Here is a 12,702-nt window from a genome sequence, read left to right as displayed (position 1 = left end):
CTGGTGTATGAAGTATTATAGTTGTTCTTTGATTCTTTCTGATAAAGGCTTTTGCTGAACAGATTGTTCAATCTGTGCGATAGCGGCCAGCACCTGCTGGCTTTGTTTATTTTCCATGGCCAGGGCTTCCATAGCGGTGGTAATGGCGTCCCATACTGGTTGGATCTGTTGCAGCAGTTCTTCTCCTTTTTTGGAGAACGCCACCAGCTGACGGCGGCCGTCTTCCTTGCAGGGCGTGGTTTTCAGCAGTCCTTTCTTTTTCAGGTTGGTGACCATCTGGCTCACGGCGGAATGGGATATTTCCAATTGCTCCGCAATGTCTATCATAGGTACCGGCTGTTGTTTGGATAGCAGGTAAAATACCGGGAACCAGCTGGCGTCGAAAGGAATACCTGCCTGTTCGTATACTTTATTTACTTCCATGAGAAAATACTCGCTCAGTCTGCGCAGGCGGCTGCCAAAAACAAGATAGCCAAGTGATGGATAGAATGACATGGGAAAAGATTAATGTTAATATTGTATAAGTGCTTATACAAATACAATTTATATAAGCACTTATACAATATTACAAAAGAAATACGAATAACTGCAACTCCGGGCAGGAATTATTATTCACTGTAAAGCTGCCCGCAGTGCTATTATCCGTATAGCTGATTACTTCGTGGCTGTTTGTTTCTTTTTGATATCGAACCAAAGGGGGGAGGTATCTTCTACATCGCCGTTATAGTTGATGAAGAGTTCTTCACCTTTCTTGATATCGCGGAGGGTGATGATGCTCATGGTTTCTTCCTTGAAATCCATCTCGTACTCACAATTGGGTTTGTAATCGTGGTTGTAGATAGAGCAGAAACCCAGTGCCACGCAGGACTTGGTTTCTTTCGGTCCCCAGAGGAAAATGTAGTTGTGCAGATGTGTTTTATCCACAATTTCGGTGTCGTTATAAGAGAGAACGAGCACGGGCGATGTCTCTATTCTTGTTCCGGCAGGAATCTTCTCTTTTGTATAAACTCCCCTGCCTCTTCCCTTCGACTTATCAATGTACAAGTACGGCTTTATCATAGCGCTATTTCAAATAAAAGAAGACGTAAAGTAAAGTTAAAGCAGGAAGTTATCAAAATCATGTTTAAAAAATTTAGGTTTGCGGCCCGGAAAATATTTTTTTTGCTGTTCATTAACCTGTTGATATGATCAATTATAATCCAAAAGAGTGGTTTACGTTCATTTTCCGCATTCATAAAGCGGATACGGTAAGAAAGCTTTTCCCGATGTTCGTGGCCCTATCCATTTATTCCGGTATTGTAGCCTGGCTGGAATTAGAGGTGTGGAAGCTGTCTGATAAAAATGAGTTGAAGAATATCACCCTGATGTACGGTCTGCTGGGGTTTGTGATTTCGCTGTTGCTGGTGTTCCGCACTAATACGGCTTACGACCGCTGGTGGGAAGGGCGGCGCCAATGGGGTACGCTGGTAAACAGCAGCCGCAACCTGGCTATGAAGATCCAGGCCATCCTGCCTGTGGAGAACACTGCCGACCGGGCCTTTTTCCGGGTCATGATCCCGAACTTTGCGTTCAGCCTGAAAAACCATCTCCGCAAAACTTACCTGCATGAGGAGATGGAAGCTATACCAGGCGCGGAACCATTGCACACAGATATCAGCAAACATGTGCCTAACCAGTTGTCGCAGCAGATCATCACCAGAACCATGGAACTGTACCGCAGCGGGCAGATCACCGGCGACCAGCTGATCCTGCTCAACAATGAACTCCAGACCTTTGCAGATGTATGCGGCGCCTGCGAGCGCATCCGGAATACCCCTATCCCTTTTTCCTACAGCGTATTTATCAAAAAATTTATATTCTTCTATGTTATGTCCATGCCGTTTGGATATGTATTCAGTCTGGGTTACCTCATTATCCCCATGATTGTATTCGTATTCTTTGTACTGGCCAGCCTGGAACTGATTGCAGAAGAAATTGAGGACCCGTTTGGCAACGACGCCAACGACCTGCCACTGGATAGTATTTGCGGCAATATCCGCCTGCATGTATCAGAATTATTATAACGACTGTCCCGGCAGCGTGCTATTTTAACTTAATTTCGCAGATAGAGGCAATTTGTACATGGAAAATGAAGCTTTACTGGAAAAATTCCAGACACTGGCAAAAGAGAAAAATTACCGCGAACTGTCAGTATATCTGGACGACCAGCTGATTACGGATATAGCCGAATTGATTCACGAGGACCCCGACGAGGCCGGAATAATCATCAATAACCTGTCGATCAGCAGAGCGGCAGCGGCTTTTCGTATCCTGGATTTTCCCCTCCAGGAAGATGTGATCCGCAGCTTATCGCCCGCCAAAATAGCGGAGCTGATGAATGAATTGCCTGCGGATGACCGTACCGCCTTCCTGGAAGAGCTTCCCAGTGAAGCGGTAAAAGAACTCATTAAACTGCTCGACCCGGAAGAACGCCGTATCACCCTCTCGCTCCTCGGCTACAAGGAGAACAGTGTAGGCCGTATCATGACGCCCGACTACATTGCTGTCAGGGAAGAGTGGACCGTAAAGGAAGTACTGGACTATATCCGGGAACACGGGAAAGACAGTGAAACCATTGATGTGATTTATGTGATCGATGAAAAAGGGCAGTTGCTGGACGACTTCCGGATCCGGGAATTCCTGCTGGTATCGCCCGATACGGTGGTGCATACCCTGATGGATGACCGCTTTGTATCGCTTCATGCCAACGATGACCAGGAAGAGGCCATCCAGGTATTCCGGATGGAAAACAGGGTAGCCTTGCCCGTGGCCGACGACCAGGGCATCCTGCTCGGCATCGTGACCATCGATGATATGTTATGGATTGCCAACGAAGAACACACGGAAGATATCCAGAAGATTGGTGGTACCGAGGCCCTGGATGAGCCTTACCTCGATATGCCCCTGCTGAAACTGGTAAAAAAGCGCGTAGGCTGGCTCGTAGTATTGTTTATCGGGGAGATGCTGACCGCTACTGCCATGGGATTTTTTGAAGATGAAATAGCCAAAGCCGTAGTGCTGGCGCTGTTTGTACCGCTCATTATCTCCAGCGGTGGTAACAGCGGCTCACAGGCTTCTACCCTTATTATACAGGCCATGGCCCTCGGTGAAATCACCGTGAGCGACTGGTGGCGGGTAATGCGCCGGGAAATCACCTCCGGCCTCCTGCTGGGTGGCGCACTGGGCGCCATCGGTTTCCTGCGTATCCTGCTCTGGAATAGTTTATTCAATACCTACGGCGAACACACCGTACTGATAGGCGCTACCGTAGGCATTTCCCTGGTGGGAGTAGTGCTGTGGGGAACCCTCTCCGGCTCCATGCTGCCACTGGTACTCAAAAAATGCGGCGCTGACCCGGCCACTTCCTCTGCGCCCTTTGTAGCCACACTGGTAGATGTAACCGGTTTGCTGATCTACTTTACAGTAGCCTATACATTAATGAAAGGCATTTTATTATAGTGGATGTTTCCCTGTCTCCCGAAAAAACGGGAGACAGGGAAATGCGCTAATAGCATATCTCCTTCAGCGTAGTTCCTTCCTTCGTTTTCCGCACAATAAACAACCTGTCATATTCATTTTCCCCGATAGAATCCGTATGCGGCTTCGCTTTCAGACTATGCAGTATAGGGATCAGGGTATTTGAATGCCCTATTACCAGGAGCCGTTTGCCCCAGTCGTCGTGCCGTGTTACCTGGTAAATAAACGATTCACCGGTGGTATCAGGTTGATAAAAACAGGTATCCACACGTACATGCGCCAGGATGCTGTCTGCCGTGCCGATTGATCTTTTGTAAGGAGTAATGTAAATTTTATTGAGACCGGAATCTTTCAGCAGGCGGTACAGCGCCCCTGCCCTTGCCTCTCCGGCCGCCGTGAGCGTAGAGTCCGGGCCCGGGTTCCGCTCCGCATGACGCACCACATAAAAGGTACCCGTGAGGAAGGTGCTATCTTCTTCTACCGGCACCGGTTGCCTGGCAGCGTGTTTGGGCTTGCAGGCCACAAAAAGCAGGAGGGAAAGCAGTATTGGCAATATGCGCATAGAGCGGGTTTAAAAAAGATGGGCGCATCACGTCCATCCAAAACTTACGGCAATTTATGATTAAACCGTTACATTTATTCCCCAACAAAATAATGAACCGCTATGAGAAAATGGGTACTACCCGCCATTATTTTTTTATCAGCCAACCGCATCAGTGCCCAGCAGGCCGTGCCGCTTACGGTAGAAAAGATCATGCGCGATCCAAAATGGATAGGAACTTCTCCAGATAACATTTTCTGGGCCCCCGACAACCAAACCGTGTACTTCAGCTGGAACCCGGAAAAGCAACTGAGCGACTCCCTTTATTACGCTGGCATTAAAAATCATACACCCCTTAAAACCGCTGCGGCAGACCGGGCACTCCTTTCCGCCAGAGCCGCAGGTACCTACAACAACGATAAAACATTACTGGCATATGCCCACCAGGGCGATATTTATCTGCTGGAGATAAAAACCGGGAAAACCACCCGTATCACCAATACCACCGCGGATGAATCCAACCCGGTATTCAGCTTCGGGGGAAAACAGGTAGTGTTCCGGCAAAGCCGTAATCTCTACGGATGGGATAAAACCACTGGTCTGATCAGCCAGCTCACCAACTTTGAAAATGGCAGCAAACCCACCGGCAACAGCGACGAAAAAGGAAATGCAGCGGAACAGTACCTCAAAGCACAACAACTGGAACTGATGCAGGTGATCAGGGATAAAAAGGCAAAGAGAGACGCCGCAACTGCATTCGATAAAACATATGATCCCAAACCCCTGCGTTCCTTATATCTTCAGGGCAAAAGGTTGAGAGACCTGCAGATCAGTCCCGACGGACGTTTCATCACTTACCAGCTTTTCACCGCACCTAATGACGCCTCCAATACCATTGTACCGGAGTTCGTAACCGCTTCCGGGTTCACCACAGATATTGCGGCCCGCGAGAAAGTAGGTACACCGCAGGGCAGCTATGAAAGCTTTATTTACGACCGCCAGCGCGACACGGTACTGCCCATCAAAACCAACGACCTGACCGGTATAAAAGATCAGCCCGATTACGTAAAAGACTACACGAAAAAAGATACGCCAAAGATCCGTGAAGTGATCGTAAACGGTCCTTACTGGTCGGACCAGGGAAGTCATGCTATCGCGGACATCCGCTCGCAGGACAATAAAGACCGCTGGATCGTATTGCTTGATGCCGTTACCGGCACGGTAAAAACGCTGAACCGTCAACGCGATGAAGCCTGGGTAGCCGGTCCGGGTATCGGCTGGACCGAAGGCGGCGGCAATTTAGGCTGGATAGATGAAAACACCTGCTGGTTCCAGTCGGAAGCCAGTGGCTACTCCCACCTTTATACCGCCAATGTAAACAACGGCGAGGTAAAGGCGCTCACGGGCGGAAATTACGAAGTACAGGAAGCACAGCTATCTCCCGATAAAAAATATTTCTATATCACCACCAACGAAGTACATCCCGGCGAAAAACAATTTTACCGTATAGGCATTGCCGGTGGAAAGACAGAACGGATCACCACTATGCCCGGGGCCAATGAAGTCACGGTTTCACCGGATGGCAAGTGGCTCGCATTCCGCTACTCTTATACCAACAAGCCATGGGAGCTGTACCTGCAGCCGAATACACCCGGCTCCAAAGCTGTACAGGTGACGCAGCTGGCACAGTCGGACGAGTTTAAATCCTATCCATGGCGTGATGCCCAGGTGATCACCTTTACCGCACGGGATAACCAGCAAGTGTATGCACGCCTCTACACACCTGATCCGGCAAAGAACAACGGCGCGGCTGTTATCTTTGTTCATGGTGCAGGTTATCTGCAAAATGCACATAAATGGTGGAGCACCTATTTCCGCGAATACATGTTCCACAACCTGCTTACGGATAAAGGCTACACCGTACTGGACATGGATTACCGGGGCAGCGCAGGCTATGGCCGCAACTGGCGGACCGGCATTTACCGCTACATGGGCGGCAAAGATCTGGATGATGAAGTGGATGGCGCAAAATATCTGGCAGAAAAATTGCAGGTGGACGCGAACCGTATCGGCATCTATGGAGGCAGTTACGGCGGGTTCATGACCCTGATGGCCATGTTTACAAAGCCAGGAACGTTTGCAGCCGGCGCTGCACTGCGTTCTGTAACAGACTGGGCACATTACAATCATGGCTATACAAGCAATATTCTCAATGAACCATTCACTGACAGTATTGCTTACCGCCGCTCTTCTCCCATCTATTTTGCAGATGGACTGAAAGGCAAACTGCTGATGTGTCATGGTATGGTAGATACCAATGTTCACTTCCAGGATATTGTACGTTTATCACAACGTTTGATTGAACTTGGAAAAAATAACTGGGAGCTGGCCGTATACCCCGTGGAAGATCACGGATTTACTACGCCCAGCAGCTGGACAGATGAATATAAAAGAATACTTTTGCTCTTCGAGAGTACGCTCTTGAAGAGATGAGTCATTTTAATTTTTTTTATTTAGTTACGGCTTAATAAAAAAACTAAAAAAGGGGATACGGTGAATGATGCAGGTGAATGTTAAGGAATCTTAATTTTCATCCGGATCGTTTCCCGTATTCCCTTTTTCATTTTACATTGAGACCTGTAGAATGCTATGCTGACCATATCTTTACTTAATCAATATTCACATTTACTGATGTGATTTTAACATTTAATGCGATATTGCAATGATAAACCTTAGCACAAATCCAAAAACCTTATGTGTGGAATAGTAGCTTATATCGGGCAGAGAGAAGCCTACCCGGTAGTATTAAAAGGCCTCAAAAGACTGGAATACCGCGGATACGACAGCGCGGGAGTAGCCCTGATCAACAACGGGCTGCAGGTATACAAGAAAAAAGACAAAGTAGCCGCCCTCGAAGCATTCGTTGAAGGCAAGGATCTGCGGAGTCATATCGCCATCGGGCATACCCGCTGGGCCACACATGGAGAACCCTGCGACCGCAACGCGCACCCCCACTTATCCGGCGATGGTAAACTGGCCATGATCCACAATGGCATCATTGAAAACTATGTTCAACTGAAACAGGAACTTGTTAACCAGGGACACGTTTTTCACAGCGACACGGATACAGAAGTATTACTTCACTTCATCGAAGAAATCAAAAAACAAAACCAGTGTTCACTGGAAGAAGCCCTGCGTATTGCGCTGAAAAGAGTGGTAGGCGCTTATGTGATTGTACTCATCGATGAAGAAAATCCTGATACACTGATTGCTGCCCGCAAAGGAAGTCCGCTGGTAATCGGTGTAGGCAAAGGCGAACATTTCCTGGCCTCCGATGCATCTCCCATCATTGAATACACGAAAGAAGTAGTGTACGTGAATGATTACGAAATAGCGATCATCAAAGCGGATGAACTGATCCTGAAAAATATTTCGAACGAAAGGCAAACACCCTACATCCAGAAGCTCGACATAGAACTGGCCGCCATCGAAAAAGGAGGCTATGATCACTTCATGCTGAAGGAAATATTTGAGCAGCCGCAAACTATCTTCGACAGCTTACGCGGCCGCCTGGATGCTAAAAAAGGTACGCTTACAATGGGTGGTATGCGCGAGTATGCAGATGTACTCAGCAATGCCAAACGTATCATCATTGTAGCCTGTGGTACCTCCTGGCATGCCGGTCTGGTAGCAGAATACATGATCGAGGAATTATGCCGCATTCCCGTGGAAGTAGAATACGCTTCCGAGTTCCGCTACCGCAACCCGGTGGTAGGAGAAGGTGATGTAATCATTGCCGTTTCCCAATCCGGTGAAACCGCCGATACCCTCGTGGCTATTGAAAGCGCCAAAGAAAAAGGAGCAATCATTCTTGGCGTTTGTAACGTGGTGGGATCGTCTATTGCACGCCTGTCACACGCCGGCGCCTATACGCATGCCGGTCCTGAAATCGGCGTAGCCAGTACCAAAGCCTTTACGGCACAATTGGCCGTGCTTTGCCTGGTAGGTCTGAAGCTGGCGGCCGACAAAGGCACCATTACACCGCAAAGATTCCAGCACCTGCTCGATGAGCTGGAACAGGTACCTGAAAAAGTAGCCACTGCCCTTAAACTGGACGATCAGCTGAAACAGATAGCTGCTAAATATAAAGATGCACGTGACTTCCTCTACCTCGGCCGTGGATACAATTTCCCGGTGGCCCTCGAAGGAGCACTGAAACTGAAAGAGATTTCCTACATCCACGCAGAAGGATACCCCGCTGCGGAAATGAAACACGGTCCTATTGCACTGGTAGACGACCAGCTGCCGGTAGTGATCGTAGCTACAAAAGACAGCTACTACGAAAAGGTAGTGTCCAATATCCAGGAAATCAAAGCCCGTAAAGGTAAAGTGATTGCCGTTGTAACAGAAGGCGACAACACCATCCCTCCAATGGCGGATGATGTTATTTTTGTGCCTGCGGCAGATGAAATGGTAGCACCTATCATTTCTGTCATACCATTACAGCTACTCGCTTATCATATTGGTGTATTAAAAGGCCTGGATGTTGATAAACCCAGGAACCTGGCGAAATCAGTTACAGTAGAATAACGAACTGGAAAATACCCGCGCTGGTTATTTTATTATACGCACGCTATAATAGAATAACCAGCTGGTTATTTCTCCCTAAATGATGTATCCTCATGAATAATATCCAAAAAAGACCCCTCTCTGATCTGGGGTATAATTTCATTGAAACCACGTTACCGAAAGGCAAAGACGAATATTATCTCCGTAATGAACAATGGAGCAGACAGGATCAGTACAGAAAATTAACCGCATACGAAATTGAAGCGCTGGTACGCAATGACAATACCTCCGATGACTGGAATATTATTTTTGTATCCAACGAATTTGATCCGCAACTGGTGCAGCACTGCCATTTTTTCGGAATGGTGCGCATCGGCAAACTGGAACCTTACTACCTCGAATTCCATAACCTGCGCATGCCGGTAGGACTGTACAACAGCACCATCTGCGCCTGCGATTTCGGAGACAACGTGGTAGTACACAACGTGAATTATTTATCGCATTATATACTCGGCAACGAGGTGATTGTAGCCAACGTAAACGAAATGGCCACCACCGACTACGCCAAATTTGGTAACGGTATCCTGAAGGAAGGTGAAAATGAAAGCGGCCGTATCTGGATGGAACTCTGCAATGAAAACGGAGGCAGAAGCGTCATGCCGTTTGATGGCATGCTCCCCGGAGATGCTTACCTGTGGACCCGCTACCGCGACGATGAACAACTGCAGCAACAATTCAAATCATTTACAGAAAAACAATTTGATAAAAGACGCGGTTACTACGGCATGGTAGGCGACCGTACCGTTATCAAAAACTGTAAGATGATCAAAGACGTGACCATCGGTACCGATGCCTATCTGAAAGGCGCCAACAAGCTGAAAAATCTCACTATCAACAGTAACAGCGAAGCTTCTTCCCAGATTGGAGAAGGCTGCGAAATGGTGAATGGTGTAGTAGGCTTCGGCTGTCGTGTTTTCTATGGTGTAAAGGCAGTACGTTTCGTGATGGCCTCACATTCACAGCTGAAATATGGCGCACGACTCATCAACTCCTACCTCGGTAACAATGCCACTATTTCCTGTTGCGAAGTATTGAATTCACTGATCTTCCCGGCACACGAGCAGCACCACAATAACTCTTTCCTCTGTGCCGCCCTCATTATGGGACAAAGCAATATGGCGGCAGGCGCCACCATCGGTTCCAATCACAACTCCCGGGGCGCCGACGGTGAAATCATTGCAGGCAGAGGGTTCTGGCCTGGTCTCTGTGTGAGTCTGAAACATAACTCCCGCTTCGCCAGCTTTACCCTCATCTCCAAAGGCAACTATATGTCGGAGCTGAATATCTCCATCCCATTCAGCCTCGTGGTAAATGATGAACATGAAAACCGCCTGAAAATAATGCCGGGCTACTGGTTCCTCTATAACATGTATGCCATTGCCAGAAACTCCTGGAAATATGTAGACCGCGATAAACGTACCGATAAACTTCAACTCATCGAATACGATTACCTCGCACCCGATTCTGTAGAAGAAATATTCCAGGCACTCGCCATCATGGAAACCGCTACCGGAAAGGCATGGTACGCATTACCGGAAAATGCACCGAAAAAGGAACTCACGGAAAAGGATATACGCAAAAAAGGAAAAGACCTGTTGAAAAACAACCTGGATGAAGTAGCTAAACTCACTATTCTCTCCAAAGGATTTGAAAATAGTTCCCGCGAAGTAGAACTCCTGAAAGTACACAGGGCCTATCCCCTCTTCCTGGAAATGATTGTGCTCTACGCTGTAAAAAATATCCTGGCCGCCGGAAAGCCCTCTTTCCTGGCGCTGCAGGCAGCAGTAAAGACCGCCAAACGCGGTGACTGGCTCAATATAGGCGGACAGTTAATGAAAGCCGATACCGTAGCCACACTCAAAACTAAGATTAAGAAAAACAAAATCAGCAGCTGGACACAGGTACACAGCGCCTACGAAGAAATAGGCAGCGAATACGCCGCAGATAAACTCCAGCACGCCGTTGCCTGCCTGCTGGAAATAAAGGATTCCTCACTGAAAAATATGACCACAACAGACCTGGCACAATGGATGAACGATTCCGTATCCACCATGGAATGGATCACCGCCCAGATCAAACGCTCCCGCGAAAAGGACTACAAAAATCCATTCCGCCAGCTGGCATATGAAAGCGAAAAAGAAATGAATGCCGTAGTGGGCAGCCTGGAAGATAATAGTTTCATCAAACAAACCGCAGAAGACCTGGAAATGTATAAATTGCAGGTACAACAAACTATCGGCGAATGGGAACTATAGAAAAGGTAAGGTGCAGCTGGTCCAACAAAGACAAGCTTTACCAGGATTACCACGATCAGGAATGGGGCACGCCCAATCATGAGGACAAACACCTCTTTGAAATGCTGTGCCTCGAAGGTGCACAGGCGGGCCTCAGCTGGTATACCGTACTCACCAAAAGAGAGAACTACCGCAAAGCCTTTGATAACTGGGACGTTAAAAAAATAGTGAAATACAACGAGGAAAAGGTGGAGGAACTGATGCAGAATGAAGGCATTATCCGTAACCGCCTCAAAATAAAATCAGTGATCGGGAATGCCAAAGCTTATCTCGCCGTCCAGAAAGAGTTCGGTAGTTTTGATAAATATATCTGGTCTTTTGTGAATCACAAACCCATCGTGAATCATTACCGGAATGGTATGGCCGGCGTTCCTGCCAAAACAGCTATTTCCGATGCCATGAGTAAGGATCTGCTGAAACGGGGGTTTAAGTTTGTAGGCTCAACAATTTGTTATGCTTACATGCAGGCTACCGGCATGGTGGATGATCATATGGAAGATTGCTTTAAGAAGAAGCGTAAATAATATCAGGACAAGCGCCTTCGGCGCTTGTCCTTTCCAGAATAAAATCTGGCTTTCCTACCTTGTTACTAAAAGTTGTTACCCTTAACCATTTTTTTCTGGCGAGAATAAAAAACACTACATCCTTTGCGGGGAGTTCTGTTAGTATATAGTTATACATGTCAATAACTATCAATCCTCAAACTCGTGTATAGCAGCTTTTAGTACAACTTATTTCATCTGCTGAAGTGAAATAACATAGAATTACCATAACTTTGAATTAACTTATAAGTGAATTGTCAAAAAGGAAAGCTGGTTACGTACAAGACATATTCTAAATTAACGATATATACTTTCAAACCTGATGGTGAGGAATGTCTATTCGATCAATTTATCGGCAAGTTTGAAAACAATAAAGCTTACCGGCCCTGTCTTGATAAAATTCTTGCGGCAGTCAGTGAATTTGTGAAACGTGGTATTGACCCAAGGAGATTCAGGCCAAAAGTAGAGCGAGCAATTGAAGCATTGCCTTCTGGAATCAGTAAACTCAGATTATACTGTGTTCCATATGGGCAACATGCAATTTTAATTGGAAATGGAGATGTTAAAAGTACTTTGAGAGTACAAGACTGCCCTAATTGTGGACCACATTGGAAATTTTTGACTTTACTTGACAAGGAAATCCAGGAACGTTTGTTGAGTAAAGAAATTACCTGGCAGAAGACTAAAGGACAGGATAAACTCAATGGAAACTTAAGTTTTGAAATCGGAGATTGCGAATAATTTATAATAGTTATGTCTACAAAATTTGATAAAATATCCAAAGAAATACCACCAGAAACCAGTTTAATGGTGTCAAAATCTTTTGATATAAGCGAAAGGATTTTAGATATTCTGGATGAACGCGGAATGACACAAAAGGACTTTGCCCAACTATTGGGCAAAAGAGAATCTGAAATTTGTAAATGGATGAAAGGGACGCATAATTTCACTTTGGAAACAATTGCCAAGATTGAAATTGTATTGGGCCAAACAATCTTACAGGTTGCCAAAGCTACCCCTCAGTCTATTTTTGCCGACACCACTCATCAAATGTATTTTAACCTCGTGCTCGGAAAAGGAGGAAGTTCTGCCAAAGAAGAAACCTTACAAAACTACACAGTAGTTTACAGTAAGAAATATAGTAAAGAGCTAAATGTATCATTAGAAATTCGCTAAACTG

General features: G+C 46.6%; 11 protein-coding genes. 8 read left to right on the top strand and 3 right to left on the bottom strand.

From position 1 onward, the window contains the following. Positions 1 to 15: 15 nt before the first annotated feature. Together BMW79_RS10300 and BMW79_RS10295 are read right to left on the bottom strand one after the other, a co-directional pair. On the bottom strand, positions 16 to 495 hold the full coding sequence (locus BMW79_RS10300; protein ID WP_089894114.1) for a MarR family winged helix-turn-helix transcriptional regulator: 480 nt from the start codon (positions 493 to 495) through the stop codon (positions 16 to 18). A gap of 159 nt (positions 496 to 654) precedes the next feature. Further along, entirely contained in the window at positions 655 to 1,059 is a 405-nt protein-coding gene (locus tag BMW79_RS10295; RefSeq protein ID WP_089894111.1) for an SET domain-containing protein, read from the bottom strand. 125 nt (positions 1,060 to 1,184) lie between these two features. Here BMW79_RS10295 and BMW79_RS10290 point away from each other — a divergent pair, with 125 nt between their 5' ends. Both BMW79_RS10290 and mgtE read left to right on the top strand, forming a co-directional pair. Next, the gene (locus tag BMW79_RS10290; RefSeq protein WP_089894108.1) at positions 1,185 to 2,063 is read left to right on the top strand and encodes a bestrophin family protein; all 879 of its coding nucleotides are present in this window, start codon (positions 1,185 to 1,187) and stop codon (positions 2,061 to 2,063) included. 58 nt (positions 2,064 to 2,121) lie between these two features. Then, positions 2,122 to 3,498, top strand: a complete 1,377-nt coding sequence (gene mgtE / locus BMW79_RS10285; RefSeq protein ID WP_089894105.1) for a magnesium transporter — start codon at positions 2,122 to 2,124, stop codon at positions 3,496 to 3,498. A 46-nt stretch (positions 3,499 to 3,544) separates the two neighbouring features. On the opposite strand, the gene BMW79_RS10280 is transcribed toward mgtE, so the two are convergent. After that, the gene (locus tag BMW79_RS10280; RefSeq protein ID WP_089894102.1) at positions 3,545 to 4,078 is read right to left on the bottom strand and encodes a histidine phosphatase family protein; all 534 of its coding nucleotides are present in this window, start codon (positions 4,076 to 4,078) and stop codon (positions 3,545 to 3,547) included. Between the two features lie 102 nt (positions 4,079 to 4,180). Here BMW79_RS10280 and BMW79_RS10275 point away from each other — a divergent pair, with 102 nt between their 5' ends. The 6 genes from BMW79_RS10275 to BMW79_RS10250 all read left to right on the top strand — a co-directional run bounded on the left by BMW79_RS10275 (position 4,181) and on the right by BMW79_RS10250 (position 12,698). Beyond that, the gene (locus BMW79_RS10275; RefSeq protein WP_089894100.1) at positions 4,181 to 6,550 is read left to right on the top strand and encodes a S9 family peptidase; all 2,370 of its coding nucleotides are present in this window, start codon (positions 4,181 to 4,183) and stop codon (positions 6,548 to 6,550) included. Between the two features lie 261 nt (positions 6,551 to 6,811). Next, positions 6,812 to 8,647 carry a glutamine--fructose-6-phosphate transaminase (isomerizing) gene (glmS, locus tag BMW79_RS10270; protein WP_089894097.1) on the top strand — a complete coding sequence of 612 codons (1,836 nt, stop codon included), beginning with the start codon at positions 6,812 to 6,814 and terminating at the stop codon, positions 8,645 to 8,647. Between the two features lie 92 nt (positions 8,648 to 8,739). Then, the gene (locus BMW79_RS10265) at positions 8,740 to 10,941 is read left to right on the top strand and encodes a DUF4954 family protein (RefSeq protein ID WP_089894094.1); all 2,202 of its coding nucleotides are present in this window, start codon (positions 8,740 to 8,742) and stop codon (positions 10,939 to 10,941) included. Further along, the gene (locus BMW79_RS10260; protein ID WP_089894091.1) at positions 10,929 to 11,504 is read left to right on the top strand and encodes a DNA-3-methyladenine glycosylase I; all 576 of its coding nucleotides are present in this window, start codon (positions 10,929 to 10,931) and stop codon (positions 11,502 to 11,504) included. The genes BMW79_RS10265 and BMW79_RS10260 overlap by 13 nt, the downstream gene beginning before the upstream one ends. A gap of 267 nt (positions 11,505 to 11,771) precedes the next feature. Next, positions 11,772 to 12,263 (top strand): hypothetical protein, encoded by a 492-nt coding sequence (locus BMW79_RS10255; RefSeq protein ID WP_089894088.1) that lies wholly within the window; start codon positions 11,772 to 11,774, stop codon positions 12,261 to 12,263. A 12-nt stretch (positions 12,264 to 12,275) separates the two neighbouring features. Further along, a complete protein-coding gene (locus BMW79_RS10250; protein WP_089894085.1) occupies positions 12,276 to 12,698 on the top strand; it encodes a helix-turn-helix domain-containing protein in 423 nt (140 codons plus the stop codon). Positions 12,699 to 12,702: the final 4 nt, after the last annotated feature.

The sequence above is a fragment of the Chitinophaga arvensicola genome (assembly GCF_900110835.1).
GTDB classification, from domain to species: Bacteria; Bacteroidota; Bacteroidia; order Chitinophagales; family Chitinophagaceae; genus Chitinophaga; species Chitinophaga arvensicola.
This window is presented reverse-complemented; position numbering and strand designations above follow the sequence as displayed.